General features: G+C 72.7%; 26 protein-coding genes. 21 read left to right on the forward strand and 5 right to left on the reverse strand.

The features are described 5' to 3' along the window. Nucleotides 1–75: 75 nt before the first annotated feature. From F2B26_RS00885 to F2B26_RS00920, 8 genes are all read left to right on the forward strand, one after another. Nucleotides 76–657, forward strand: a complete 582-nt coding sequence (locus F2B26_RS00885) for an NAD(P)H-dependent oxidoreductase (RefSeq protein ID WP_159805439.1) — start codon at nucleotides 76–78, stop codon at nucleotides 655–657. 108 nt (nucleotides 658–765) lie between these two features. Then, on the forward strand, nucleotides 766–2,265 hold the full coding sequence (locus tag F2B26_RS00890) for an MmgE/PrpD family protein (RefSeq protein ID WP_159805441.1): 1,500 nt from the start codon (nucleotides 766–768) through the stop codon (nucleotides 2,263–2,265). Next, a complete protein-coding gene (prpB, locus tag F2B26_RS00895) occupies nucleotides 2,265–3,161 on the forward strand; it encodes a methylisocitrate lyase (RefSeq protein ID WP_159805442.1) in 897 nt (298 codons plus the stop codon). The genes F2B26_RS00890 and prpB overlap by 1 nt, the downstream gene beginning before the upstream one ends. 97 nt (nucleotides 3,162–3,258) lie before the next feature. Beyond that, a complete protein-coding gene (locus tag F2B26_RS00900; protein ID WP_159805443.1) occupies nucleotides 3,259–4,377 on the forward strand; it encodes a bifunctional 2-methylcitrate synthase/citrate synthase in 1,119 nt (372 codons plus the stop codon). A gap of 123 nt (nucleotides 4,378–4,500) precedes the next feature. Next, nucleotides 4,501–4,785, forward strand: coding sequence for an SHOCT domain-containing protein (locus F2B26_RS00905; RefSeq protein WP_201292545.1), 285 nt, complete (start codon nucleotides 4,501–4,503; stop codon nucleotides 4,783–4,785). Beyond that, the gene (locus F2B26_RS00910; RefSeq protein ID WP_159805444.1) at nucleotides 4,782–5,228 is read left to right on the forward strand and encodes a hypothetical protein; all 447 of its coding nucleotides are present in this window, start codon (nucleotides 4,782–4,784) and stop codon (nucleotides 5,226–5,228) included. The genes F2B26_RS00905 and F2B26_RS00910 overlap by 4 nt, the downstream gene beginning before the upstream one ends. Before the next feature lie 8 nt (nucleotides 5,229–5,236). Beyond that, entirely contained in the window at nucleotides 5,237–5,914 is a 678-nt protein-coding gene (locus F2B26_RS00915; protein ID WP_235929423.1) for a response regulator transcription factor, read from the forward strand. A gap of 8 nt (nucleotides 5,915–5,922) precedes the next feature. Further along, a complete protein-coding gene (locus tag F2B26_RS00920) occupies nucleotides 5,923–7,005 on the forward strand; it encodes a sensor histidine kinase (RefSeq protein ID WP_159805445.1) in 1,083 nt (360 codons plus the stop codon). 30 nt (nucleotides 7,006–7,035) lie between these two features. Here F2B26_RS00920 and F2B26_RS00925 read toward each other — a convergent pair whose 3' ends face one another. Continuing rightward, the gene (locus tag F2B26_RS00925; protein ID WP_159805446.1) at nucleotides 7,036–8,196 is read right to left on the reverse strand and encodes an ROK family transcriptional regulator; all 1,161 of its coding nucleotides are present in this window, start codon (nucleotides 8,194–8,196) and stop codon (nucleotides 7,036–7,038) included. Between the two features lie 222 nt (nucleotides 8,197–8,418). Between F2B26_RS00925 and F2B26_RS00930 the strand changes: the two genes are divergently transcribed. Genes F2B26_RS00930 through F2B26_RS00950 form a run of 5 tightly spaced genes read left to right on the forward strand, consistent with a single transcriptional unit; the run spans nucleotide 8,419 to nucleotide 14,945 of the window. Further along, complete coding sequence (locus F2B26_RS00930) at nucleotides 8,419–9,723, forward strand: extracellular solute-binding protein (RefSeq protein WP_159805448.1); 1,305 nt, start codon at nucleotides 8,419–8,421, stop codon at nucleotides 9,721–9,723. Between the two features lie 26 nt (nucleotides 9,724–9,749). Next, nucleotides 9,750–10,715, forward strand: coding sequence for a carbohydrate ABC transporter permease (locus F2B26_RS00935; protein WP_159805450.1), 966 nt, complete (start codon nucleotides 9,750–9,752; stop codon nucleotides 10,713–10,715). After that, on the forward strand, nucleotides 10,712–11,557 hold the full coding sequence (locus tag F2B26_RS00940) for a carbohydrate ABC transporter permease (protein WP_159805452.1): 846 nt from the start codon (nucleotides 10,712–10,714) through the stop codon (nucleotides 11,555–11,557). Before F2B26_RS00935 ends, F2B26_RS00940 begins: the two co-directional genes overlap by 4 nt. A 44-nt stretch (nucleotides 11,558–11,601) precedes the next feature. Then, entirely contained in the window at nucleotides 11,602–13,215 is a 1,614-nt protein-coding gene (locus F2B26_RS00945) for a glycoside hydrolase family 66 protein (protein WP_159805454.1), read from the forward strand. Then, entirely contained in the window at nucleotides 13,212–14,945 is a 1,734-nt protein-coding gene (locus F2B26_RS00950; RefSeq protein ID WP_159805456.1) for an alpha-glucosidase, read from the forward strand. Before F2B26_RS00945 ends, F2B26_RS00950 begins: the two co-directional genes overlap by 4 nt. A 19-nt stretch (nucleotides 14,946–14,964) precedes the next feature. Here the strand turns inward: F2B26_RS00950 and F2B26_RS00955 are convergent, their stop codons facing one another. Continuing rightward, nucleotides 14,965–15,162, reverse strand: a complete 198-nt coding sequence (locus F2B26_RS00955; RefSeq protein ID WP_159805458.1) for a hypothetical protein — start codon at nucleotides 15,160–15,162, stop codon at nucleotides 14,965–14,967. Nucleotides 15,163–15,253: 91 nt separating this feature from the next. On the opposite strand from F2B26_RS00955, the gene F2B26_RS00960 reads away from it, so the two are divergent. The 4 genes from F2B26_RS00960 (at nucleotide 15,254) to F2B26_RS00975 (ending at nucleotide 19,056) form a co-directional block, all read left to right on the forward strand. Further along, the gene (locus tag F2B26_RS00960; RefSeq protein ID WP_159805460.1) at nucleotides 15,254–16,201 is read left to right on the forward strand and encodes a helix-turn-helix domain-containing protein; all 948 of its coding nucleotides are present in this window, start codon (nucleotides 15,254–15,256) and stop codon (nucleotides 16,199–16,201) included. Nucleotides 16,202–16,311: 110 nt separating this feature from the next. Next, a complete protein-coding gene (locus F2B26_RS00965; RefSeq protein WP_159805462.1) occupies nucleotides 16,312–17,265 on the forward strand; it encodes an alpha/beta hydrolase in 954 nt (317 codons plus the stop codon). A gap of 54 nt (nucleotides 17,266–17,319) precedes the next feature. Then, nucleotides 17,320–17,937, forward strand: coding sequence for a GntR family transcriptional regulator (locus F2B26_RS00970; protein WP_201292546.1), 618 nt, complete (start codon nucleotides 17,320–17,322; stop codon nucleotides 17,935–17,937). 96 nt (nucleotides 17,938–18,033) lie between these two features. After that, complete coding sequence (locus F2B26_RS00975; RefSeq protein ID WP_159805464.1) at nucleotides 18,034–19,056, forward strand: 1-aminocyclopropane-1-carboxylate deaminase; 1,023 nt, start codon at nucleotides 18,034–18,036, stop codon at nucleotides 19,054–19,056. A gap of 93 nt (nucleotides 19,057–19,149) precedes the next feature. Here F2B26_RS00975 and F2B26_RS00980 read toward each other — a convergent pair whose 3' ends face one another. From F2B26_RS00980 to F2B26_RS00990, 3 genes are read right to left on the reverse strand one after another with little or no spacing between them, the layout of a single operon-like run. Beyond that, nucleotides 19,150–20,817 carry a glycerol-3-phosphate dehydrogenase/oxidase gene (locus tag F2B26_RS00980; RefSeq protein ID WP_201292547.1) on the reverse strand — a complete coding sequence of 556 codons (1,668 nt, stop codon included), beginning with the start codon at nucleotides 20,815–20,817 and terminating at the stop codon, nucleotides 19,150–19,152. Continuing rightward, on the reverse strand, nucleotides 20,817–21,650 hold the full coding sequence (locus F2B26_RS00985) for an aminoglycoside phosphotransferase family protein (RefSeq protein ID WP_159805466.1): 834 nt from the start codon (nucleotides 21,648–21,650) through the stop codon (nucleotides 20,817–20,819). The genes F2B26_RS00980 and F2B26_RS00985 overlap by 1 nt, the downstream gene beginning before the upstream one ends. Beyond that, entirely contained in the window at nucleotides 21,647–22,315 is a 669-nt protein-coding gene (locus F2B26_RS00990; protein ID WP_159805468.1) for a class II aldolase/adducin family protein, read from the reverse strand. Before F2B26_RS00990 ends, F2B26_RS00985 begins: the two co-directional genes overlap by 4 nt. Before the next feature lie 68 nt (nucleotides 22,316–22,383). Here F2B26_RS00990 and F2B26_RS00995 point away from each other — a divergent pair, with 68 nt between their 5' ends. The 4 genes from F2B26_RS00995 to F2B26_RS01010 all read left to right on the forward strand — a co-directional run bounded on the left by F2B26_RS00995 (nucleotide 22,384) and on the right by F2B26_RS01010 (nucleotide 24,828). After that, nucleotides 22,384–22,977, forward strand: a complete 594-nt coding sequence (locus F2B26_RS00995; RefSeq protein WP_159805470.1) for a TetR family transcriptional regulator — start codon at nucleotides 22,384–22,386, stop codon at nucleotides 22,975–22,977. Nucleotides 22,978–23,076: 99 nt separating this feature from the next. Then, nucleotides 23,077–23,235 carry a hypothetical protein gene (locus F2B26_RS01000; protein WP_159805472.1) on the forward strand — a complete coding sequence of 53 codons (159 nt, stop codon included), beginning with the start codon at nucleotides 23,077–23,079 and terminating at the stop codon, nucleotides 23,233–23,235. After that, a complete protein-coding gene (locus tag F2B26_RS01005; protein WP_159805474.1) occupies nucleotides 23,232–23,864 on the forward strand; it encodes a Fic family protein in 633 nt (210 codons plus the stop codon). The genes F2B26_RS01000 and F2B26_RS01005 overlap by 4 nt, the downstream gene beginning before the upstream one ends. 178 nt (nucleotides 23,865–24,042) lie before the next feature. Continuing rightward, on the forward strand, nucleotides 24,043–24,828 hold the full coding sequence (locus tag F2B26_RS01010; RefSeq protein ID WP_159805476.1) for a hypothetical protein: 786 nt from the start codon (nucleotides 24,043–24,045) through the stop codon (nucleotides 24,826–24,828). Nucleotides 24,829–25,221: the final 393 nt, after the last annotated feature.

Here is a 25,221-nt window from a genome sequence, read left to right on the forward strand (position 1 = left end):
GGCCGTCGTCACCCCCCACCCTTCCGCCGTCACCCCACCAGCCGCCCTCGACCCGCCCGCGAACGGAGCCCACCCGTGAAGGTCCTCGTCGTCTACGCCCACCCCGTCCCCACCAGCTACAACGCCGCCCTGCACCAAGAGGTCGTGGCCGGGCTGCTCGCCGCCGGGCACGAGGTCGACGACCTCGACCTGTACGCCGAGGGCTTCGAGGCCGTGATGTCGACGCAGGAACGGATCGACTACCACGACACGTCCGTCAACACCGCTCCCGTGCAGCAGTGGGTGGACCGGGTGCTGGCCACCGAGGCGCTCGTCCTGGTGCACCCGGTGTGGAACTTCGGTTACCCGGCGATCCTCAAGGGCTTCTTCGACCGGGTCTTCATCACCGGCGTCTCCTTCGCCAAGACCGACCACGGCGTGTTCCCCATCCTGGAGAACATGAAGAAGATGGCGGTGGTCTGCACCTACGGCGCCCACCAGTGGGAGGCCCGGGCGATGGGCGACCCGCCGCGCAAGGTGAGCACCCGGTGGCTGCGCACCACCGCCAAGTCGGTGCGCCCCGTGCAGTACCTGCCGCTCTACTCGATGAACACCAACGGCGAGAAGGAGCTGAGCGCGTTCCTGCGCAAGGTCCGGGCGGCGATGGAGAAGTTCTGACCCCGCGGCGCAGAAGATCGGCGAACCTGCTCGGCGGCCGACCGCGACGAGGGCTGGACGTCCGTCTAGGGTGACCTGACCAGCATCGACGACGATCCGGGAGCCGCCGTGCGTCAGCACACCGTCCGCACGCACCCCAGTGCCGACCGCCTGCCGCGTCCCGACCAGCTCGCCTGGGCCCTCGCCCAGGTCGCGGCCGACCCCGTGCCGGTCGAGCCCGACGTCGCCGAGATGGTGGTCAACCGGATCATCGACGACACCGCCGTGGCCGCCGCCTCGCTGGACCGGGCACCGGTGGCCGCCGCACGGGCGCAGGCCCTGGCCCACCCGTCGGGCCGCGGCTCGACGGTGCTCGGCGTGCCCGGCCGGGTGGCCCCCGAGTGGGCCGCCTGGGCCAACGGTGTGGCCGTGCGCGAGCTCGACTTCCACGACACCTACCTCGCTGCCGAGTACGCCCACCCCGGCGACACCATCCCGCCGCTGCTCGCCGTCGCCCAGCACGTCGGCGCGAGCGGCGAGCGCCTGGTCGCCGCGATCGCCACGGCCTACGAGGTGCAGATCGACCTGGCCCGCACCATCAGCCTGCACGCGCACAAGATCGACCACGTCGCGCACCTCGGGCCCGCCGTCGCAGCCGGTCTGGGCACGCTGCTCGACCTGCCCGTCGAGGTGACGTTCCAGGCCATCGGCCAGGCGCTGCACACCACGACCGCCACCCGGCAGTCCCGCAAGGGCGAGATCTCCACCTGGAAGGCCTACGCGCCCGCACTGGCCGGCAAGCTCGCGGTCGAGGCCGTGGACCGGGCGATGCGGGGCCAGACCAGCCCCGAGCCGATCTACGAGGGCGAGGACGGCGTCATCGCCTGGCTGCTCGACGGCCCCGACGCCGTGTACGACGTGTGGCTGCCCGAACCCGGTGAGCCCAAGCGTGCGATCCTCGACTCGTTCACCAAGGAGCACTCGGCCGAGTACCAGGCGCAGGCCTGGATCGACCTGGCCCGCCGGCTGCGCGCGCTGGACCCCAGGGTGGGAGACCCGGCCCAGGTGGCCTCGATCGTGCTGGCGACCAGCCACCACACGCACGCCGTCATCGGCACCGGGGCGAACGACCCGCAGAAGTTCGACCCGACGGCCAGCCGGGAGACCCTCGACCACTCGCTGCCGTACATCCTGGCCGTCGCGCTGCAGGACGGTGCGTGGCACCACGTGGACTCCTACGCACCGGCGCGTGCGGCCCGCCCGGACACCGTCGCGCTGTGGCGCTCGATCAGCACCGTCGAGGACCCGGCCTGGACCGCCCGCTACCACGCGGCCGACCCGCGGCAGAAGGCGTTCGGCGGGTCGATCCTCGTCACCTTCACCGACGGCAGCACGCTCGCCCACCAGATCGCGGTCGCCGACGCCCACCCCGCCGGTGCCAGACCGTTCGCCCGCCCCGACTACGAGCGCAAGCTCCGCACGCTGGCCACACCGCGGATCGCGCCGGGCGAGGTGGACCGGTTCCTCGACCTGGCGCGCCGGCTGGGGTCGGCCGGTCCGGACGAGCTGTGCGGGCTCACCGTGCTGGCCGCCCGGCCGCTCGCCGGCGCCCCCGAGGGACTGTTCTGATGCTCGGCTCGACCGTCCCGGCCCATGACAAGCGGGTCGCGCTGCGCGCCGCGCTCGCCGGGCCGGACCTGGTGCGGATGCCCGGGGCGTTCACCCCGCTGTCCGCCCGGCTCATCCAGGACAAGGGCTTCGAGGGCGTGTACCTGTCCGGGGCCGTGATGAGCGCCGAGCTGGGCCTGCCGGACATCGGGCTGACGACGCTCAGCGAGGTCGCCGGCCGCGCCGCCCAGGTGGCCGCGATGACCGACCTGCCCGTGCTGGTGGACGCCGACACCGGGTTCGGCGAACCGATGAACGTGGCCCGCACCGTGCAGGCGCTCGAGGACGCCGGGGTCGCCGGGCTGCACCTCGAGGACCAGGTGAACCCCAAGCGCTGCGGGCACCTGGACGGCAAGCAGGTGGTGGACGAGACCACGGCCGTGCGCCGGGTGGCCGCCGCGGTCGGTGCCCGTCGGGACGGCGACCTGCTCATCATGGCCCGCACCGACGTGCGCGGCGTCGAGGGGCTGGACGCCGCGATCCGCCGGTCCAAGGCGCTCGTCGACGCGGGCGCCGACGCCCTGTTCCCCGAGGCCCTCACGAGCCTGGCCGAGTACGAGGCCGTCCGGGCGGCCGTCGACGTGCCGATCCTGGCCAACATGACCGAGTTCGGGAAGACCGAGCTGTTCACCTGCGCCCAGCTCGCCGACGTCGGGGTGGACGTGGTGATCTTCCCGGTCTCGTTGCTGCGGGTCGCCCTCGGTGCCGTCGAGCGCGCCCTCGACGAGCTGGCCGCGACCGGCACGCTCGCCGGGCAGGTCGGGCGGATGCAGACCCGCGCCCGGCTCTACGAGCTGCTCGACTACGCCGGCTACACGCAGTTCGACGCCGGTGTGGCCGCCGCGCACGACGACTGACCCGCCGCTCCACCGACGAACCGCACCCCCGCACGCACCCACGAAGGACAGCACCCGGCACACCACGCAGCTGCACCACGACCGCAAAGGAGCGCCCGTGACCGCCCAGCAGATCCACCGAGGCCTGGCCGGTGTCGTCGTCGACACCACCGCCCTCTCGAAGGTCGACCCGCAGTCCAACTCCCTGCTGTGCCGCGGCTACCCCGTGCAGGAACTCGCCGCCCGCTGCTCGATGGAGCAGGTCGCCTGGCTGCTGTGGCACGGCGACCTGCCGACGGCGGCGCAGCTGGCCGGCCTGCAGGAGGTCGAGCGCGCGCACCGCGGGCTGCACCCGGCCGTCCGCCAGGTGATCGACCTGCTGCCGTCGGGCACCCACCCGATGGACGTGGTGCGCACCGCCGTGAGCGTGCTGGGCACGCTCGACGGTGCGGGCGCCGCGCTGGACGCCGACGAGGCCACCGCGCAGGACGCCGCGGTGCGACTGTTCGCGGCACTGCCGGCGATCGTCGGCTACGACCAGCGCCGCCGCCGCGGGCTGGACCCGGTGCCGCCGCGCGACGACCTCGACTACGCCGCCTCCGTGCTGCACCAGACGTTCGGCACCGTGCCGAGCACGCTGGACGCCCAGGTGCTCGGCATCTCGATGGTGCTGTACGCCGAGCACTCGTTCAACGCCTCGACGTTCACCGCCCGGGTCGTCACCTCGACGCTGTCCGACCAGTACTCGGCCGTCGTCGCGGCGATCGGCGCGCTCAAGGGGCCGCTGCACGGCGGGGCCAACGAGGCCGTCATGGGGGTGCTCGACGAGGTGGGCTCGGCCGCGAACGCCGAGCCGTGGCTGGAGACGGCGCTGGCCGCCAAGCGCAAGATCATGGGGTTCGGCCACCGCGTCTACAAGCACGGCGACTCCCGGGTGCCCACCATGAAGGCCGCGCTGGACCTGCTCGTGGCCGACCGCGGCGCCGACCGGCTCGCCGAGCTCTACGACGCGCTGGCCGCGGCGATGGAGCGACGCACCGGCATCCTGCCCAACCTGGACTACCCGTCCGGACCGGCGTACCACCTGCTCGGCTTCGACGTGGGGGCGTTCACCCCGCTGTTCGTCGCCTCGCGGGTGGTCGGCTGGACGGCGCACATCGCCGAGCAGCGCGCGGCGAACGCCCTCATCAGACCTCTGTCGGAGTACGACGGGCCAGCGCTGCGGCACGTGCCCTGAGACCGGCGCGCGGCCGCAGGCTCAACACGATCTTCACGATCCGGCACGGGTGGGCGCCACACTGGGACGTCAGGCTCGGACCGTCCCGGACGCCGTGCCCGGGCGAGTCGACGAAGGTGACCCATGACCACCATGACCCTGGCAAGTCGCACGATGATGGGCGGCGGGATGGCGTTCTGGCCGCTGCTCGTGCTGTTCTGGGTGGCGCTCATCGCCCTCATCGTGTTCCTCGTGGTCAAGCTGCTGCCGCGGTCGGGCAGCCGCCCGCCGAGCCACCAGCCACCACCGGGCGCACCGCAGGAGAGCCCCGAGGAGATCCTCGACCGCATGTTCGCGCTCGGTGAGATCGACGAGGCCACCTACCGCGCCCGGCGCACCGCCCTGGGCGAGATGCGGCGGTCCTCATGACCCGGCACCGCACCGGGTACGTGGTCGCCCTCGTCGTGGCCGTCGTCGTGCTCGTGGGCTCGGTGGCCGCCGCGGTCACCTGGGCGCCGCGACGGGAGGCCACGGTCGAACGCGCGCTGAGCCGCACCCTCGAGGGCACCGGCCCCGGGCGGGGCATGATGGCCGGCCCCGGCGGGCACCGGGGCGCCGGCATGGGCCGTGGGACCGGCGCCGGGAACCCCGCCGCGGGCCTCATCACGCTCGACGAGGCGCGGGACAAGGCCCTCACCTGGGTCGACGCGCACCTGGCGGGTGCGGTCCTCGACCAGGGGGTGCCGATGAGCGGCGGCTACCGGTTCACCGCCACGCTGCACGGCGAGGACGCCGCCATCATCGTGGTGCACGACGACGGCACGCTCGTCGCGCACCTGGTGAGCGCCGCGAGCCCGGCGCCGAGCAGCTGAGGAGGCCCGTGCCGCACAGCACCGTGCTGGTGGTCGACGACGAGTCCGACATCCGTCGGGTCGTCGTCGCCTACCTCGACCAGGCCGGGTACCAGACGCTCGAGGCGGGCGACGGCACGCGGGCGCTCGAGCTGGCCCGCGACCGGCGGCCCGACGTCGTCGTGCTCGACCTCGCGCTGCCCGACCTCGACGGGGTCGAGGTGTGCCGCCGGCTGCGTACGTTCACCGACGCCTACGTGCTCATGCTCACGGCCCGCGCTGAGGAGGTCGACACGCTCATCGGGCTGTCGGTCGGGGCCGACGACTACCTCACCAAACCGTTCAGCCCCAAGGTGCTGCTGGCCCGGGTCGCGACGCTGCTGCGCCGGCCCCGGACCGAGGGCGCCGGGCGGCGGGTGCTCGGTGACCTCGTGCTCGACCCGGATGCACGGCTGGTGAGCGTGGCCGGCGTCGACGTGGACCTCACCCGCACCGAGTTCGACGTGCTCGCCGCGCTCACGGCCCGGCCGGGGCAGGTGCTCACCCGGGCCCAGCTCGTCGAGCAGGTGTGGGGCGGCGGCTGGGTGGGCGACGAGCGGCTGGTGGACGTGCACGTGGCGCACCTGCGCGCCAAGCTCGGGCCCGACGCCGGCCGCCGGTACGTGGTCACGGTGCGCGGCGTGGGCTTCCGGACCGGTCCGGGATGAGGCGGCCCGTGGCACGGCTGGGCCTGTCTGCCCGGATCTTCCTCACCATCGCGCTCGTCATCGTCGCGGGTGCCGGCACGTTCTTGCTGGTGGCGCTGCTGGTGGCACCCCAGGTGTTCGACGCGCGGCTGGAGCAGGCCGGCCTGCGGCTCGACCCGGCGCAGACCGACAGCCTGCGCGACGGCTTCACCGACGCCGTCGTCACCTCGATCGCTGCCGGGGTGAGCGCGGCCGTCCTCGTGGCCGTGATCGCCGGGGCCTTCGTCGCGCGCCGGCTCACCGGGCCGCTCGCGCTGGCCGCCGAGACGGCCACCCGGCTGGCCGACGGGGACCTCGGCGCCCGGGTGCCGCAGCCGGGGATGGGACCGGAGCTCGCCGAGCTGGCCCGCGCGGTCAACACCCTGGGGGCCCGGCTGGAGCAGGCGGAGCGGCGCCGTGAACGGCTGCTCACCGACGTCGCGCACGAGCTGCGCACCCCGCTGACCGCGATCGAGGCGACTGTCGAGGCCCTGGCCGACGGTGTGCTGCCGGCCGATCCCGCCACGCTGGCCTCGCTCACCGCGCAGACCCGGCGGCTGACCCGGCTCACCCACGACCTGGCGGCGGCCTCGCGCTCCGAGGAGCACGCGTTCACCGTGCGGCGGCGCCGGGTCGACCTGGCGCCGCTCGTGCAGCAGGTCGTGGCCGGTCACACCGCGCGGTACGCCGCGGCCCAGGTGCGGCTGGGTGCCGAGCCCGCCGCTCCGTGCCACGCCTACGCCGACCCGGACCGGGTGGTGGAGGTGCTCGACCAGCTGCTCGACAACGCCCTGCGGCACTGCTCCCCCGGCGGCTCGGTGCAGGTGAGCTCGCAGCGGGTGGACGGTCAGGTCGAGGTCGCGGTGACCGACGACGGGCTGGGCTTCGACCCCGCGACGGCCGAGGAGCTGTTCGTCCGGTTCGCCCGCGGTGCGGTGCCGTCGCCCGCCGGCAGCGGCGTGGGGCTGACGATCGCGCGCGCCCTCGTGAGCGCCCAGGACGGGACGCTCACGGCGAGCAGCGCGGGGCCGGGGTGCGGGGCGCGCTTCGTCCTGCGCCTGCCGGCCGGGTGAGGCCGGGGCTCAGCGACGGCGCGGCCCGCGTCAGGGCAGCGTGTCGAGCACGGTCCGCTGGATGGCGACCGCCGCCGCGCCCCGGGCCCACAGCATCGGGTCGTCCTTGACCAGGTGCAGGTCCACCTCACCGGCCTCGGGGTTGCGGTGCGCCCGGATGCTCGCGACGAGCCGGTCCCAGCCCACCTCGGCCAGCCGGATCCCCTCACCGGTGAGCACGACGCGCTGCGGCTGGGCGATGTTGACCACGTCGGCCACGAGGACGCCGAACGCGCGGGCGGCGTTACCGACCACCTGGTCGGCGATGGGGTCGGCCGCGAGCGCCAGGTCGAGCACCTCGTCGTAGCTGAGCGCCCGCCCGACGGCGAGCGAGGCCTGCGCCTGGATGGAGTCCATGGACAGCAGGGCGTTCGCGCAGCCGCGGTGCCCGTCGGGGCAGGCCGGTCCGAGCGGGTCGAGCGGGAAGTGCCCGAGCAGGCCGAGCCCGGAGTCGACCGAGTGCACGAGCCGGTCGTGCACCACGAGCCCGCAGCCGACGGCGGCACCGATGGTGAGCGCGACGAAGTCGCTCACGTCGCGCCCGGCACCGAACCAGTGCTCGGCCTCCATGAGCGCGTCCAGGTCGTTGGCCAGCACGACGGGCAGCCCGGTGGCCGTGCGCAGCAGGTCGCCCAGCGGCACGTCGCGCCAGCCGAGGAAGGGCGCCCGCCCCACCCGCAGCCCGTCGTTGACGATGCCGCCCAGGCCGATGCCGACGGCCGACACGAGGGCGGGCCGCTCCCCCCGCACCTCGTCGACGAGCCGGGCGAGCAGCGCGACGACGGCCTCGGGCCGGTGGTCGTCGACCTGGCTCTGGGCGGTGCGGACGATCTGCGCGCGCAGGTCGGTGAGCACGGCGTAGGCGTGCGACCCGGTGAGCTTGACGCCGATGAAGTGCTCGAGCCCGGGGTCGACGTCGAGCGGCTGGGGCGGGCGTCCGCCGGGGCGCACGGCCTGGTCACCGGGGTCGTCGACCTCGTGCAGCACACCGAGGTCGATGAGCGGGCGGGTGAGCCGGGTGAGGCTGGGGGTCGACAGGTCGAGGCGTTGTGCCAGCTCGGTGCGGGCGAGCGGACCGTGCACGAGCACCTCGAGCGCGACCCGGCGCCCCGACGGCGACAGCTCGGACCACCTGGACGGGACGGCGGACATGGGTACCCCCTCGGACGACTGCGTCGATTATGCCGGGACGGAACCATCAGGCGAAGTCGGCCGTGACACGACTGTGACCTTCATCTGGCTTGACGCCATCCGCACCGCATGCGAGTTTATGTCGCGACAAAGAAAACGCGCTCACGGCCCCGCTCCCACGAGGAGACGTCCGGCACCCTGGAGCGCGAGAGACGATGACGTCCGACCCTCGGAGGCCCACTGATGTTCCTCACCCGAAGGACCACCCTCAGCGCACTCGGCGCCTGCGCCGTCGCTGCCCTGGCGCTGTCCGCCTGCAGCTCCGGCAACGCCGGCAGCACCCAGAGCGCCCTGTCCACCCCCGGCGCCTCGATCTCGGGCACCGTCACCTTCTGGCACGCGTACTCCGCCGACTCCAACGAGGCGAAGACGCTCGACACCGTGCTCATCCCCAAGTTCGAGTCGGAGCACCCCGGGGTGACCGTCAACGCGGTCGCCGTCCCCTACGACGACCTGCACCAGAAGCTCGTCACCGCCGTCGCCGGCGACACGCTGCCCGACCTCGTGCGGTCCGACATCATGTGGGTCCCCGAGCTCGCGGACCTCGGCGTGCTCGTCCCCCTCGACCAGCAGATGCCCGACTTCACCAGCTACTCGAACCAGGTGTACCCCGGCGCGCTGGCGACCAACGCCTGGAAGGGCCACTACTACGGGCTCCCGCTCGACACGAACACCCGCGTCATGCTCTACAACTCCGACGCGCTGGCCAAGGCCGGTCTGACCAAGCCCCCGGCCACGTTCGCCGACCTGCGCGCCGACGCCCCGGCGCTCACCGCCGCAGGCGTGTCCACCTTCGCCGACAACAGCACCTCGGGCTGGAACGTGCTGCCCTGGATCTGGAGCGCCGGCGGGTCGGTCACCGACGACAAGGTGACCAAGGCGACCGGCTACCTCAACTCGCCCGCCTCGGTGGCCGGGGTCCAGCTGCTCGTCGACCTGTACAAGGAGAAGGCGATCCCGGACACCATCCTCGGTGGCACCGGCGGCACCGCGACGTCCGACGGGCTGGCCACCGGCGCCTACGCGACCATCCTCGACGGTCCGTGGATGTACCCGATCTTCGCCTCGCAGTACCCGAACTTCCAGGTCAAGGCGGCTCCCGTGCCGGCCGGTGACGGCGGCAGCATCTCGGTGGTCGGCGGCGAGTCCGTCGTGCTCACGCAGTCCTCGAAGAACAAGGACGCCGCGACCGAGTTCCTGCGCTTCCTGCTCTCCCAGGACGCGCAGACCGAGATGGCCAAGGTCGGCCAGATGTCGGTGCTCACCTCGCTCGGCGACCAGCTGACGAAGATCAACCCGTACTACTCGACCTTCGTCGACCAGCTGGCCACCGCCCGGCCGCGCACGCCCACCCCGGCCTGGCCGAAGATCGACGACATCCTGAAGGCGCAGATCCAGAAGGCCCTCCAGGGCGACCTCACGGTGCAGGCCGCGCTCGACGAGGCCGCCGCGCAGATCGACCCCCTGCTGGCGAAGTACGCCGGCTGACCGAACGCCGAACGATCGGACCGATCATGACCACCACGACCCCCGCGATCGGGTCGATCGTCCCCGGCGCCGCCGGGGCGGGCCGGAGCACCTCCGGCTCGCCCCGTCGGCGGGCGGCGTGGGCCGGGCTCGCGTTCATCGTGCCCGGCTTCGCGCTCTACGCCCTCGTCATCGCCTACCCGGCGGTGCAGGCGCTGCTCATCAGCCTGCGCGACTACAAGATCACCCCCGGGGCGATCAGCCCCTGGATCGGGCTGGACAACTACGTCCGCGCCCTGCACGACCCGGTGCTGCTGCGCTCGTTCGTCAACGCCGCGGTCTACATGGTGGCCACCGTGCCCACCCAGATCGTCATCGGACTCGGGCTGGCCGTCCTGCTCAACACCGCACTGCCGGGACGCACGCTGTTCCGGGTGCTCTTCTACCTGCCGGTGGTCACCAGCTGGGTCGTCGTCTCCCTGCTGTTCCAGTACCTGTTCGCCACCGACAACGGGATCGTCAACTACCTGCTCGTCGACGTGCTCGGGGTGCTCAACCAGCCGGTCGACTGGCTCGGGCAGCGCTGGACCGCGATGGTCGCCATCAGCGCCCTCGGCATCTGGAAGGGCGTCGGCTGGTCGATGCTCATCTTCCTCGCCGCGCTCACCGGGGTCCCCCGCGAGCTGGAGGAGGCCGCCGCGCTCGACGGCGCGGGCGCCTGGCGCCGGTTCCGGCACGTGTCCCTGCCGCACATCCGCGGCGCCATGACGACCGTCGTCATCCTGCTGGTCATCGGCGGGTTCAACGTGTTCACCTCGGTGCTGCTCATGACCGACGGCGGCCCGCTGGACCAGACCCAGGTGCCGCTCACCTACATGTACCGGCAGGCCTTCGGGTACCTGGACTTCGGCTACGGCTCGGCCATCTCGTTCCTGCTCACCGGGCTCGTCCTGGTGATCTCCGGGCTGCAGTACTGGTGGGCCCGGCGCGCCACCCGGGACGGTGCGGCATGATCGCGGGCTCCCGGCGGCGACGGGTCACGGTCGCGGCGGTGCGCTACGCCCTGCTCATCGGCTGCGCGCTCGTCCTCGCCCTGCCGTTCGCGTTCATGGTGTCCACGTCGCTCAAACCGCACACCCTGCTGCTGGAGTACCCGCCCCGGCTCATCCCGAGCGACCCGACGCTGGACAACTACGCCCAGGCGTGGGGGGCGAACAGCTTCGGCCGGTACTTCCTCAACTCCTCGATGGTCGCCGTCGCCACGACCGTGGGCACCGTGCTGCTCGCCTCGATGATGGCCTACGGCTTCGCGCGGTTCCGGTTCCCGGGGCGCGGCGTGCTGTTCGCGGCGGTCGTCGTGGGGCTCACCATCCCGACGATGCTGCTGATCATCCCCCAGTTCCTGCTGGCCAAGAACCTCGGGCTGCTCAACTCGCTGCCCGGTCTGGTGCCGTTCTACGTCGGCACCCAGATCGCGTTCTCCACGTTCCTGCTGCGGGCCTTCTTCGAGCAGATCCCGGCCGAGCTGGACGAGGCGATGCTCATCGACGGCGCCGGGCCGTGGCGCCGGTACTGGGACCTGGCCGTGCCGCTGTCCAAGCCGGCGCTGGCCACGTGCGCGATCTTCACCTTCCTCGGCAGCTGGGACGAGTTCGTCTGGGCGCTCACCGTCATCAACGACGTGTCGCAGCGCACCCTGCCGATCGGCATCGCCCTGTTCCGCGGCCAGCACGGCACCTCGTGGGGTCTCGTGTTCGCCGCCTCCGTCATCGCCGTCGTCCCGGTCGTCATCGTCTACGTCGTCTTCCAGCGCCAGCTCGTCGCCGGTCTGACCAACGGCGCCCTCAAGAGCTGACCTCGGGACCACCGGCCCCCTCACCCACCACCTGCAGGAGCACCATGACCACCCAGCCGTCCGTCCTCGTCCTGCCCACGAGGACCTGGTACGCCCCCGACCACCCCGTGGTCGTCGAGGTGCGCGGACGTACGACGGGCCGGCTCGTGGTGCGTCACCTCGGCGCGGAGGTGGCCTCGGCGCCGGTCGACGGGCCCGGTCTCGTCGACCTGGGCACGCTGCCGCCCGGCGGCTACGGGATCGAGCTGACCAGCACCGACAGCACGACGGCGGCCCGCACCGCTGCCCTCGTCACCCCCGCACCGCGGGCCCGGATGCGGTACGGGTTCGTCGCGTCGTACCGCCCGGACAAGGACGTCGACGGTGTGCTCGACCTGGTGAGGCTGCTGCACCTGGACGCGGTCCAGCTCTACGACTGGGCCTACCGGCACGCCGACCTCGTGGGCGGCGGCGAGCAGTACACCGATGCGCTCGACCAGCCCATCGCGCTGGCCACCGTCCGGCGGCTCGTCGAGGGGCTCGCGGGCCTCGGCTCCGACGCGCTCGGCTACGCCGCGGTGTACGCCGTCGGCAACGAGGAGTGGGAGCGCTGGGCGCACCGGGCGATGGTGGCGGCCGACGGCACGGCGTGGTCGCTCGGCGGGTTCCTCCAGCTCGTCGACCCGGCGGCCCCGGACTGGCAGGAGCACCTCGTGGCCGACCTGCAGGCCTCGGTCGCCGCCGTCGGGCTGCACGGGTTCCACCTCGACCAGTACGGCTACCCGCGGCGCGCCCAGCTCGTCGACGGCAGCCCGGTGGACCTCGCCCGGTCGTTCCGATCGGTCGTCGAGGCCGCCCGCGGCGGTCTGCCGGGCTCCCGGCTGGTGTTCAACAACGTCAACGACTTCCCCACCTGGGCCACGGCCGACGCCCCGCAGGACGCGGTGTACATCGAGGTGTGGCCGCCGCACAGCACGCTCGACTCGCTCGCCCGGGTGGTCACCCGGGCGCGGGCCGCCGGGCAGGGCCGTCCCGTCGTGGTCGCCGCCTACCAGCACGTCTACGACACCGCACCGGTCGAGGCCGCCGACACCGCGACGGCGCTCACCATGGCGACCCTCTTCTCGCACGGGGCCACCCAGCTGCTCGCCGGCGAGAGCGGGCACGTGCTCGTCGACCCGTACTACGTGCGCAACCACGCGGCGGAGCCCTCGACGCTCGACCTGCTGCACCGCTGGTACGACTTCCTGCTGGCGCACGACGAGCTGCTGCTCGACCCGCGCGCGGTCGACGTCACCGGTGCCTGGGTCGGGGCGTACAACGAGGCGCTCGACGTCACCTACCCGCAGGCACCGACCACCGAGGTCGCGACGGCGGGCGGGGTGTGGCGCCGGGTCGTCGAGGTCGACGGACGGCTCGTCGTGCACCTGGTCAACCTCACGGGGCAGCCCGACACCGAGTGGGACGCCCCGCGTGCCGAGGTCGGCGACCCCGGTGCGGGCACGCTGCGGGTACGGCGCGCCGGTGCGGCCGTGCCCCGGGTGCTCGTCGCCGACCCCGACGCCGAGGGGCACCTCGTGCCGGTCGAGGTGCGGCTCGACGGGCTCGACGCCGTCGCCACGCTGCCGCCGCTGCACGTGTGGCAGCTGGTCGTCGTCGACCTGGACGGTGCGCGGTGAACGCGGCGGAGGCCGAGGCCGGCGCCGCGCCGTGGTGGCGGTCGGCGGTCGTCTACCAGGTGTACCCGCGCAGCTTCGCCGACTCCGACGGTGACGGCATCGGTGACCTGCCCGGCATCACCGCCCACCTGGACCACCTGGCCGCGCTCGGCATCGACGCGATCTGGCTGTCCCCGGTCTACCGGTCGCCGCACGCCGACAACGGCTACGACATCAGCGACTACCAGGACGTCGACCCGACCTTCGGCACCCCGGCCGACCTCGACCGGCTGCTCGAGCAGGCACACGCGCGCGGCATCCGCATCGTGCTCGACCTCGTGGTCAACCACACGTCCGACGAGCACCCGTGGTTCGTCGCGGCCCGCTCGTCGGCCGACGACCCGAAGCGCGACTGGTACTGGTGGCGGCCCGCCCGCCCGGGGACCACCGGCGGGGAACCCGGGGCCGAGCCGACCAACTGGGAGTCGTTCTTCTCCGGCCCCACCTGGACCTGGGACGAGCGCACGGCCGCGTACTACCTGCACCTGTTCGCGACCAAGCAGCCCGACCTCAACTGGGAGAACCCGCAGGTGCGGGCCGCGGTGCACACGATGATGCGGTGGTGGCTCGACCGCGGCGTCGACGGCTTCCGGATGGACGTCATCAACCTCATCTCCAAGGACCCGGCGCTGCCCGACGGCGAGGTGTCCCCCGGCGCCGTCTACGGCAACGGCTTCCCGCACTACGCGAGCGGTCCGCGCATCCACGAGTTCCTGCACGAGATGTACCAGGAGGTGTTCGCCGACCGGGCCGGTGACCTGCTGCTGGTCGGCGAGATGCCCGGGGTGACGGTGCCCGACGCCCGGCTGTTCACCGACCCGGCACGCCAGGAGCTGTCGATGGTGTTCCAGTTCGAGCACGTCTCGCTGGACCACGGCGCCACCAAGTTCGAGCCGGTGCCGCTCGCCCTGCCCCGGCTCAAGGCAAGCCTGGCCGGCTGGCAGGACGGGCTGGGCGAGGTCGGTTGGAACAGCCTCTACTGGTCCAACCACGACCAGCCGCGTGCCGTCTCCCGGTTCGGCGACGACGGCCGCTGGTGGCGCGAGTCGGCCACCGCGCTGGCCACCGTGCTGCACCTGCACCGCGGCACGCCGTTCGTCTACCAGGGCGAGGAGCTGGGGATGACGAACGCGCCGTGGCCGGACGTCACGGCGATGCGCGACATCGAGTCGATCAACTACGCGGCGCAGGCGCAGGCCGCCGGTGCCGACCCGCAGCGCGTGCTCGACGGGCTGCGCAGCCACGGCCGGGACAACGCCCGCACCCCCATGCAGTGGGACGACGGACCGCAGGCCGGGTTCAGCACCGGCACCCCGTGGCTGCCGGTCAACCCGAACCGCACCTGGCTCAACGCGGCCGCGCAGGTGGGCGTCGCCGGGTCGGTGTTCGAGCACTACCGGGCGCTCATCGCGCTGCGGCACGAGGACCGCGTGGTGGTCGACGGGACCTTCCACCTGCTGCTGGCCGACGACCCGGACCTGTGGGTGTTCGAACGTCGGCTCGCCGGCCACCCGCGGCTGCTCGTCGTGGCCAACTGCTCGGGGCTGCCGCGCGACCTGCCGGCGGAGCTCGACACCTGGCGGGACGCCGTCCCGGTGCTGTCGAACTACCCCGCCGCTGCGTGGGGCCGGCTCGAGCCGTGGGAGGCGCGCGTGCTGCGCGAGCAGGTGGCGGAGGGCGGCCGGGCCTGATCCGGCGCGCCCGACCGGCTCACGCCGCCGGCCGCCAGGTCGGTGGCGGCCCCGCGTCCTCGTCGCTGCTGCGCGACCGCGCGGCCGCCTGCTCGGCGGCCAGCCGGTCGGCATCCGGGTGGCTCTCGCGCACGTCGCCCCACCCGGGCCGGCGCAGCAGGACGACGAACGGGACCGCGAGCAGCACCACGGCGACCAGGGCGAGGAAGGAGGACATGCGACCAGCCTGGGCGCGCCGGGCACGGCCGACCAGCGGCAGCAACGACACCGATCGACAAGATCCTGCCAACACCTCTAGGCTCACCGCCATGTTGCGCACAGTCGGCGCCCTGCTCGTCGACGGCCTCGCCATGTTCGAGTTCGGCGTGGTCTGCGAGGTGTTCGGCATCGACCGCACCGATGAGGGCGTGCCACCCGTCGAGCTGCGCATCGCCTCGGCGCAGCCGCAGGTCAGCGCTGCGGTAGGCCTCACCCTCCAGACCCGGCACACGCTGGCGGACCTGGTGGACGTCGACCTGCTCACCGTCCCCGCCACCACCATCCGCACCGGCGCCTACGACGAGCGCGCGCTCGACACCGTCCGGGCGGCGTACGCGCGCGGCACCCGGCTGCTCTCCGTGTGCTCCGGGGTGTTCGTGCTCGCCGCCGCGGGTGTCCTCGACGGGCACAAGGTCACCACCCACTGGCGGTACGCCGACACGCTCTCCCGGCTCTACCCGCACCTCGACGTCGACCCCGACGTGCTGTTCGTCGACGACGGGCAGGTGGTCACCAGCGCCGGCACCGCGGCCGGCATCGATGCGTGCCTGCACGTGGTGCGTCAGGAGCACGGCGCGGCCGTGGCCAACACGATCGCCCGGCGCATGGTGGTGCCACCGCAGCGCGACGGCGGCCAGCGGCAGTACATCGTGGCGCCCGTGCCCGCGTGCGACGACGACGCCCTGCGCGACGTGCTCGCCTGGACCACCGAGAACCTCGCGGAACCGCACACCGTGAGCTCGCTCGCCCGGCGCGCCCACACCTCGCCGCGCACCTTCGCCCGGCGGTTCGTCGAGCAGACCGGCACCACCCCGGCGCGCTGGCTCACCGCGCAGCGCGTGCAGCACGCCCGCGCGCTGCTCGAGGAGACCGACCGCGACCTCGAGTCGATCGCCGGGCTGTGCGGCTTCGGCTCCGCCGCACTGCTGCGCCATCACTTCCGTGCCGCCGTCGGCGTGCCCCCTGCCGACTACCGGGCGACCTTTACACGACGCTGACGTGGTGCACGGCCGAACCGCCGGGCCCGGGTGACAGGCTCAGGTCCGCCGGCAGTCGCTGACCACCCGGCCGTCGACGGACGAACCCCGCCACCGAGCACCCCGGAGCCATGAGAAACGCGAACCGCACCGCCCGCTCGTCCCGCGCCGTGGCCCTCGCCTGCGCGCTCACCGTGGCGGCACTGGCCCTGAGCGGGTGCCAGCGCCCCGGTGCGCGCGCCGACAGCCCCGCCGCCCCCGCCGCCCCGGCTCCGACCGTGTCCGCACCCACACCGGTGACCTACCCGTACGAGCAGATCGCGGGTGTGGACCCGAATCTGCTCAGCCTCGACGTCTACACCCCCGCCGGCCCGGCCCCCACCGGCGGCCGGGCCGCGCTCGTGTGGGTGCACGGCGGCGCCTGGCAGACCGGCGACAAGGCCAACGACACGATGACGACCAAGGCCGCCTGGGCCGCGCAGCACGACCGCGTCCTGGTCTCGGTCAACTACCGGCTCGCCACCGACGCCCCCACCTGGCCCGAACCGGCGCAGGACGTGGCCGCGGCGCTCGACTGGGTGCTCGCCCGCACCGACCAGCTCGGCATCGACCCGGCCCACATCGCGCTGCTCGGCCACTCGGCAGGGGCGCACCTGGCCGCCGAGGTGCTCGCCGACCCGGTGTACCTGGCCGCGCACAGCCGGCAGCGCACCGACCTGGCCTGCCTCGTGACGCTCGACGCCGCGTCCTACGACCTCACCGCACCCGACCCGGGCATCTCCGGGATGGTGCGCACGGCGTTCGGCGACGACCCGGCGACCCTCGCCCAGGCCTCGCCGACGCTGCGGCTGCAGGCCGTCGGCGGCCCGGTGCCGGCCACCCTGGTGGTCACCCGCGGGATGCCCGCGCGGGTCGCCGACGCGACCTCGTACGCGCACGCCGTCACGGCCGCCGGACCGCACCAGGCGACCCTGGTGGACGCGCCCGACGCCAGCCACCAGGACCTCAACGCGCTGCTCGGCGCACCCGGCGACCAGGTGGTCACCCCCGCGGTCGACACGTTCCTGGCCGGCTGCCTGGGCTGAACCCTCCGACGGGGCTCTTGACAGCCCCTCTCCCGCACGACTGAAATATCAGACGTGAGCACCACCGAGCGCGTCCTGCTGCGCGACCAGGCGACCGACCTGCTGCGCGACGCGATCGTCAGCGGACGCCTCGAGCCGGGTCAGGTCATCAAGGACACGCGCCTGGCGAGCGACCTCGGGCTGTCGGTCGCGCCGGTGCGCCAGGCCCTCGCGCGCCTGGTCGAGGAGGGGCTGGTCGAGTCCAAGCCGCAGAGCCGCACCAGGGTCACCCCCGTCACCCTCGCGGCCGTCCGCGATGCGCTCGCGGTGGTCGGCGCGATGCACCAGCTGGCCACCCGCGAGGGCGCTGCCCTGGCGACGAGCGCGGACATCGAGGCGATGAGGTCGGCGAACGCGCAGTTCAGAGCAGCGATCGAGGACGGGGACACGGACCGGGCGCTCGATGCGGACGACGCGCTGCACGCGGTGCTCGTCGCGCGGTACGGCAACCGGGCCGTGGCCTCGACCATCGACCGCTACACCCCGACGATCCGCCGGCTGGAGCGTCGGCGCTTCACCGCGGCCCAGGGCAGGACCTCCGCGGCGGTGCACGACGAGCTCATCGAGGCCGTCGTCGACGGTCGGGTCGACGAGGCCGTGGCGATCACCGGCCGCATCTGGTCCGCGCTGTGACGCCGGCCGCCCCGAACCACACGTCCTCCCTTCTCCCAGAGCCGCGGAACCACCCCATCGCCCTGCACTGACATCCCAGAGACGACAGGACATCCCATGACTTCGCTCGCCGACTTCCCCCGCTACCCGCTGCTCTTCGGCCCCTCCCCCGTGCACCGGCTCGACCGGCTCACCGCGCAGCTCGGCGGCGCCGCGGTCTGGGCCAAGCGCGAGGACTGCAACTCCGGCATCGCGTTCGGCGGCAACAAGACCCGCAAGCTGGAGTACCTGGTGGCCGACGCCCTCGCGAAGGGGGCCGACACGCTCGTCTCGATCGGCGGGGTGCAGTCCAACCACACCCGCCAGGTGGCCGCGGTCGCCGCGCACGCGGGCCTGAAGTGCGTGCTGGTCCAGGAGTCGTGGGTGGACTGGCCCGACTCGATCTACGACAAGGTCGGCAACATCCTCATCTCACGGCTGGCCGGGGCGGACGTGCGGCTGGTCAAGGCCGGGTTCGGCATCGGGTTCAAGGAGTCCTGGGAGCAGGCGCTCGCCCAGATCGAGGCCGAGGGCGGCACGCCCTACGCGATCCCCGCCGGGGCCAGCGACCACCCACTCGGCGGGCTCGGGTTCGCCGGCTGGGCCGATGAGGTCGCGCAGCAGGAGGCCGAGCTCGGGGTGTTCTTCGACACCGTCGTCGTCTGCTCGGTGACCGGGTCCACCCAGGCCGGCATGGTCGCCGGGTTCGCCCGCGCGGAGGAGAACGGCGCCCGGCCCCGCCGGGTGCTCGGCATCGACGGCTCGGCCAAGCCCGCCCAGACCCGTGACCAGGTGCTGCGCATCGCCCAGGACACCGGCGCGAAGATCGGCCTGCGCCGCGAGCTCACCCTCGACGACGTCGAGCTGGACGAGCGGTTCCACGCCGGCACCTACGGCATCCCGGACGAGACCACGATCGCCGCGATCCGGCTGGCCGCCCGCACCGAGGGCATGATCACCGACCCGGTGTACGAGGGGAAGTCGATGGCCGCGGTCATCGAGCTGGTGCGCAGCGGCGAGATCGCGGCCGACTCCACCGTGCTGTTCGCCCACCTCGGCGGGCAGCCGGCGATCAACGGCTACTCGGCCGTCCTGAGCTGAGCTCGGACGGGGCTCCGACTGGTCGGGGCCCCGCCCGAGCGGCGCTGCGGACGGGCGGCCGGCATCGGGTGGCGGCGCCGCGCCAGGGCGGCCCTACCCGGCGGCCGGGGTCCGCACGTCGACCGGCAGCTCGGTGGCCGCGACGACGGCCGCGACCTCGTCGTCGACCCGGGCGTCGTCCCAGCCCAGCTCGGTGGCGGCCACCGCCGCGGCCCGGGCGAGCACGTCGTCGGACGGACGCCCCAGGGTGCCCAGACCGGTGCGGCGCAGGAAGACGTCCACCAGGTGCGGGGCCATCTCGTGCCGCACGGCCCACAGCACCTGGGCGAGCACCTCGCCGTCCTCGTCCAGCGGGTCGGCGAGCGCCGGGTCGGTCGCGGCCAGCGCGAGCAGGGCGGGTGCATCGGTGCCGTAGTGCCGCACCAGGTGCTCGACGGTGCGCGGGTCGACGTGCGGGTGCTGGGTGACCATCGCCCGCACGTGCGGCTCCAGCCGCGGGATGGCGCAGGCGTCGAGGTAGGTGCGGGCCGAGGCGCTGGCCCGCACCGGGGTGCGCAGCTTGCGGCTCAGCAGGTCGACGGTGTGCTGGGCGAAGGCCCGGCTCGTCGTGTACTTGCCGCCGGCCACCGTGACGAGGCCCTCCAGCCCGTCGTGCGCGTGGTCGACGGTCTCGCTGGCCCGTGACGCGCCGTAGGTGTCAGCCCCGGCGGTCTCGGTGAGCGGGCGCAGACCGCCCCAGGCGTACTGCACATCAGCCAGCGTGAGCGGCTGCGGCAGGTGCGCGATGCGGTTGATGACGTCGAGGAAGTCGGTGATCGAGCGCTGCGTGAGCCGCCAGTCGTCGACGGCGCCGTGGTAGGGCGTCTCGGTGGGGCCGATCATCGAGTGCCCGCGCCACGGGGCGAAGCTGAAGTGCCCGTGCTTGCCGTAGAACAGCGTCATCTGCGGCGTGAGCTGGCGGGTGAGCAGGTAGATGCCCTCCGAGCGCACCTGCGGTTCCGGTCCGGCGACCCCGGCCGTGGCGGCGGAGGCGGACAGCAGGTCGTGCACCCAGGGGCCCGCAGCGTTGACCACGACGCGGGCGCGCACGGTGTGCTCGGTCCCGGTGAGCAGATCGTGCACCCGGGCGCCGACGACGGCTGCGCCCTCCACCAGCAGCTCGCTGACCTGCGCGTACGTCGCGACGTGGGCGCCGTGCGCGACGGCCGAGCGCAGGAAGGCCAGGGTGAGCCGTTCCGGGTCGGGCATGATCGCGTCGTGGTAGAGCAGCGCCTCGCTCACCTCGGGCACGGAGCGACGGGCGGCCTCAGCGCCCCGGATGTGCCGGTGCCGGGGCAGCGTCTTGTCCGGGTCCCAGGGCTTGCGCCAGCTGGTGGCGAGCACGTCGTACGCGGTGAGGCCGAGCCGTTCCACGAGCCCGGTGTTGGGCAGCACCGTCGGGCACGGGTAGACGTACGGCGGGGCGATGTCGGCCATGATGCGCCGTTCGGCGAGCGACTCGTAGACCAGGCCCACCTCGAGCTTCTTGAGGTAGCGCAGCCCGCCGTGGATGAGCTTGCCGGTGGCCGCCGAGGTCGCGGCGCCGACGTCGCCCTTGTCGAGCACCGCGACGCTCAGCCCGCGCGAGGCAGCCTCGTACGCCACGGCCGAACCGGTGATGCCGGCCCCCACGACGAGCACGTCGAGGCCGGGCCCGTCGACCCCGCGCCCGTCGACCGCAGGCAGCTCGTCGAGCACGGCCCGGCGCATCGTCGTCGTCATCAGCTCGCTCCGATCAGCTCACGCACCTGGGCGGCGAACCGCTCCTGCTCGCTGGCGATCTGCCAGGTGCCCATCCGCAGCACCAGGACGGCCAGGCGCCAGCGCTCGACCTCCTGGGGGTCCATGCCGGAACGCTGCAGGTACTCCGCCAGGTAGGCGGCGGCCAGGGCGCGCCGGACGGTGTCGTAGAGCAGCTGCTTGAGCCGCGGGGTGCCGGGCCACAGCTCGGCGTCGCGCAGCAGCAGCATGGTGGAGGCGACGTCGCACGCGGCGGCCCCGCGCATCGAGGTCTGCCAGTCGATGACGGCCCAGCCGGCACCCTGCGCGAACACGTTCTGGGTGTGGAAGTCCATGTGCAGCAGCACGTCGCCGTCGGGCAGCGCCCGCAGCAGGTCGGCGGTGCGGGCCCGGCCGTCGGTGCCGAGGAAGTCGAAGACGGGCCTGTCGAGCAGCCCGACGGCGACCTCGCGGACGTCGTCGTGGGCGTCGGTGCGGCAGCGGTGCACGCGCACGTGCTCGCGGGCGAGGACCCGGCCGGCCTCGCGCAGCTTGAGGATGTTGCGCTCGGCGAGGGAGTTGAGCGAGCCGCCGCTGGCCGCGTCGAAGACGAGGCCGTGCCGCCCCTCGATCTCCACCTGCCCGTGGCAGACGATGGGGGTGGCGCCCAGGGCGACGGCCTCGTCGCAGTTGGCGCGTTCGGTGGCGACCTCGGCCAGCGGGACGCCGGCGGCGTAGAGCTTGAGCACCCGGGCGTCGGGCAGACCGTAGATCTGGGCGGTGCGGCCCAGGGCGATCGGGGCGCCGAGCGCCTCGACGGTCTCGGGGACGTTCATGCCTGGGCCGCCTTGTGGGTGCGGCCGTAGCCGCGCGCGGTGGCGGCGACGACGACGGCCTGCTGGTCGGCGGGGGTCAGCGGCCGGGGCTCGCCGACGCCGCGGGCCCGGGCGTACAGCGCGCACACCCACTCCAGCAGCACGGCGTTCTGCACGGCGGCGGACAGGTCCGATCCGGTGGTCACCGTCCCATGGTTGGCCAGGAGCACCGCCTGCCGCCCGGTGAGCGCGGCGTCGACGGAGGCGGCGAGCTCGGGGCTGCCGAACACCGCGAACGGGACGACGGGCACCGCTCCCCCGAGCACGAGCTGCTGGTAGTGCACGCACGGCAGCTCGTCGAGCACGAGCGAGAGCGCGGTGCCCCACGGGGCGTGCGTGTGCACGACAGCCCCGGCTGGGTGGTGGGCGAGCACGCCGAGGTGCAGGTCGACCTCCGAGGTGGGGGCGAGCTCGCCCTCGACGACGGTGCCGGACGCGTCGACCACGCTGATGTCGTCCGGGGTGGCCTGGGCGAGCACCAGCCCGGTGGCGGTGACGGCGACGAGGTCGCCCACCCGCATCGAGAGGTTGCCGGCGGTGCCGATGAACAGGCCCTGCTCGGCGAGCTGCCGGCAGGCGGCGGCCACGGACGTGCGGGCCGCGAGGATGTCGCTTCGTTGCGCCATACTCGGATTCTCGGGTCGAACCAAACCCGAGTCAAGTCTGATTTTTGGGTGGTCTCGAGGGAGAGCCGATGAACCTGGACGGTGTGCGCCTGCGTCGCTCCCCCACCCAGACCCGCTCCCGCGACAAGGTGGAACGCGCCCTCGCCGCCGCCGAACGTGTGCTCGACCGCGACGGCGCCGACGCCCTCACCATCACCGCCGTGGCCGCCGAGGCCGACCTGCCCGTCGGCACCCTGCACCAGTACCTGCCCGACCGCGAGGCCATCACCGCGGCCCTCGCCGACCTCTACCACGCCCGGTTGGAGACGGCGCTCGACGAGGTGCTGGCCGCCGATCGGGCCGGGTCGCTGGATGATCCGGTGGCCACGACGGTGAATGCGATGTGCGAGGTGTTCCGGGCCACGTCCGGGGTGCGGGCGCTGCGCGGTGGGCAGCGAGACGAGGCGTCCGCGGAGCACCGGCAGCGGATGACGACGAAGGTCGGTGAGTTGCTGGGGGCTGATGGGCGCGCCGCGCCGGAGGCGGTGGCGCGGACCGTGTTCGTCGCGGTGGACGCGTTGCTGCGGGATGCATTCGCGGTTCACGCCGACGGGGATGCGGAGCTGATCGAGCAGACGGTGGTGCTGGTGCGGGGGTATGTGGTGGGGGCGCGACGGGGCTGAGGCGGCCCCTGGACCTCCGGTGCGCTCCGCACACCTGACTGCCGCGAACCTGCGGACTACGATCGATCGTGGCAACCCAGACCGGTCGGAGGTGGAGCAATGGCACGCCGCGTCGTCGAACCGAGTGCAGTGAAGCGCTCCGCCGCCAAGTCCGCCCAGGTCTCGGCGAAGCTGGAGCGCCGAGTCGTGCCGGACGGCTTCGTCAGGTCCGCGACGTCTGACCAGTACGTGACCGCGAAGACCCGCCGCCCTGCGTGAGCGGTCCGACCCCCGGGTACGGCGAGACCCCGCTCCCGCACGACGAGCTCACGGCTCTGATACCGGACGCGCGGGCGGTGCTCCCAGACCCGCCGACGAAGCTGGACGTCTACGACCTCGAACAGGCCTTCGAGACCCGTGTGCGAGAGACCCTCTCGGTGGCGGTCCTGGGTGACGAGATCTCGCTGGACGATCTGCTGACGGACCACTTCCTCCGCGACCTGCACCGGCAGATGTACGGCGCGATCTGGGCCTGGGCAGGCCGGCAACGAAAGCTCGAGACCAACATCGGCGTGGCGCCCGAACAGATCGCGATGGAAACTCGGGCGTCATTCGACACTCTTCGGTACCGCTGGGAGAACACGGACGACTGGACAGCGGCACAGCTCGGGATCGCTGCGCACGCTGACCTCGTCCGCATCCACCCATTCGTCGACGGCAACGGACGCTCGACACGACTGCTCGCTGATCTGGTCTTTCTCGCGGCGCAAGACGCGGCCGAGCCACCTGCGGTCTACGACTGGGACGTCGACAAGCAGCTCTACGTCGAAGCGCTGCGGCGCTACGACCGGCATCGCGACCCGACCGAGCTCGCCGCACTGATCGGGACACGGCTCATCGAGGAGTAGTCGAGCCGCGACCGTGCCCATCCAGGTGACGGTGTCCCAAGGGCGTCGACCTGGCCAACGGGACGACACGGGTCGCCAACCCGACAAGCTCTCGATTCACCCCGCGGCACCTCGTGCAGTCAGGGCATTGTCGAGAAGGCACCAAGCCGAGCTGACCATCCGGCGGTATGATCGACGGATGGCTGACAATGGAATTCCTGGAATGGACGGTGACGTGCCGAAGGAGTCCACTCAGAGTTCGAGCGAGGCTAGAGGCGACCGCGATCCCACCGATCCGGAGTCGCTCCAAATCTCGCTCGCCTCGTTCGACACGTCGAAGATGTTCGCGACTGCGTTTTCCGGGGTTGACACGTCGAAGATGTTCCGAGAGTCGCTTGCATCGTTCGACACGTCGAAGGTGTTCCGGGACTCGTTCGACACGTCGAAGATGTTCGCGACTGCGTATTCCGGGCTTGACACCTCGAAGGTGTTCCGGGACTCGTTCGACACGTCGAAGATGTTCGCGACTGCGTATTCCGGGCTTGACACGTCGAAGTTCTTCCGAGAGTCGCTTGCATCGTTCGACACGTCGAAGATGTTCCGAGAATCGTTCTCTGCGGCCGACTTCAGCAGGGGGCTGCTCGAGGGGATTTCGCAGGTTCAGAGTACGAGGTATCCGCGACCGAGAGTTGAGGTGGCGGAGGCGTTCAGTGATCTCGTCGATGCTCTTGACATTTCGAAGAGACCGAGCGAGACGCTTGCCGAGTTGGAAACGTTAGCGGAGGAGGTTTGCCAGGGCGAGAGAGATATCACGGAGGACGACAGGATTGCCATCGGCGCCTTCGCGGCAGCTTTGACAGTCTTGCTGCTCACATACTTCTACATTGCATATCCGGATCTCACGGAGTTCGTTCTGAGCGAGGTGACATTTGTTCAGATTGCGTCACTTCTTGCAGTCCGAGTCTATAGGCGTCTTGGCAAGTGATAGGCGGAGTCTGCGGTGCCCCGAGGCACTCGCCTCCTGAGTGAAGCGCCGCAGTAGGCGGCACTATTGAGTTGAAGCAGCAACGTAACTCGGGAGGCTTCGACGGCACCCGGGGAGCCGGTGCGGGCCGGGCGCGCCCCGGTGAGGGGATGGCGGGGGCGGGGCGCGCCCACGGCGCGCCAGCGCCGAGCGCGCGCCCCGCCCGCTGACCCGCTCGGGACAGACGAACGCCACCGCACCCAAGCGCTCGTCGGGACCGGGCACAGGCTGAGGCGTCCATCCGATAGCGGAGCGACAGCCCGGAGCGGAGGCGGGGCGACCGGGCACCCCCGCGCGGGGGCCTAGGACCTTGGTGCGGAGCACCGTCCCTGGCCGAAAGTGGACCGCCCGGTG

Origin of the sequence: Cellulomonas citrea (assembly GCF_009829685.1) — a bacterium.
Lineage (GTDB): Bacteria > Actinomycetota > Actinomycetes > Actinomycetales > Cellulomonadaceae > Cellulomonas > Cellulomonas citrea.

Excerpts from the sequence above, each read along its gene's own strand:
- prpB (WP_159805442.1), top strand. The coding sequence starts at position 2,265 with ATGCTCGGCTCGACCGTCCCGGCCCATGACAAGCGGGTCGCGCTGCGC.
- F2B26_RS00955 (WP_159805458.1), bottom strand. The coding sequence starts at position 15,162 with ATGTCCTCCTTCCTCGCCCTGGTCGCCGTGGTGCTGCTCGCGGTCCCG.
- F2B26_RS00980 (WP_201292547.1), bottom strand. The coding sequence starts at position 20,817 with ATGACGACGACGATGCGCCGGGCCGTGCTCGACGAGCTGCCTGCGGTC.
- F2B26_RS00985 (WP_159805466.1), bottom strand. The coding sequence starts at position 21,650 with ATGAACGTCCCCGAGACCGTCGAGGCGCTCGGCGCCCCGATCGCCCTG.
- F2B26_RS00995 (WP_159805470.1), top strand. The coding sequence starts at position 22,384 with ATGAACCTGGACGGTGTGCGCCTGCGTCGCTCCCCCACCCAGACCCGC.
- F2B26_RS00905 (WP_201292545.1), top strand. The coding sequence starts at position 4,501 with ATGACCACCATGACCCTGGCAAGTCGCACGATGATGGGCGGCGGGATG.
- F2B26_RS00945 (WP_159805454.1), top strand. The coding sequence starts at position 11,602 with ATGACCACCCAGCCGTCCGTCCTCGTCCTGCCCACGAGGACCTGGTAC.
- F2B26_RS00910 (WP_159805444.1), top strand. The coding sequence starts at position 4,782 with ATGACCCGGCACCGCACCGGGTACGTGGTCGCCCTCGTCGTGGCCGTC.
- F2B26_RS01010 (WP_159805476.1), top strand. The coding sequence starts at position 24,043 with ATGGCTGACAATGGAATTCCTGGAATGGACGGTGACGTGCCGAAGGAG.
- F2B26_RS00990 (WP_159805468.1), bottom strand. The coding sequence starts at position 22,315 with ATGGCGCAACGAAGCGACATCCTCGCGGCCCGCACGTCCGTGGCCGCC.
- F2B26_RS00975 (WP_159805464.1), top strand. The coding sequence starts at position 18,034 with ATGACTTCGCTCGCCGACTTCCCCCGCTACCCGCTGCTCTTCGGCCCC.
- F2B26_RS00965 (WP_159805462.1), top strand. The coding sequence starts at position 16,312 with ATGAGAAACGCGAACCGCACCGCCCGCTCGTCCCGCGCCGTGGCCCTC.
- F2B26_RS00925 (WP_159805446.1), bottom strand. The coding sequence starts at position 8,196 with ATGTCCGCCGTCCCGTCCAGGTGGTCCGAGCTGTCGCCGTCGGGGCGC.
- F2B26_RS00935 (WP_159805450.1), top strand. The coding sequence starts at position 9,750 with ATGACCACCACGACCCCCGCGATCGGGTCGATCGTCCCCGGCGCCGCC.
- F2B26_RS00930 (WP_159805448.1), top strand. The coding sequence starts at position 8,419 with ATGTTCCTCACCCGAAGGACCACCCTCAGCGCACTCGGCGCCTGCGCC.
- F2B26_RS00960 (WP_159805460.1), top strand. The coding sequence starts at position 15,254 with ATGTTGCGCACAGTCGGCGCCCTGCTCGTCGACGGCCTCGCCATGTTC.
- F2B26_RS01000 (WP_159805472.1), top strand. The coding sequence starts at position 23,077 with ATGGCACGCCGCGTCGTCGAACCGAGTGCAGTGAAGCGCTCCGCCGCC.
- F2B26_RS00940 (WP_159805452.1), top strand. The coding sequence starts at position 10,712 with ATGATCGCGGGCTCCCGGCGGCGACGGGTCACGGTCGCGGCGGTGCGC.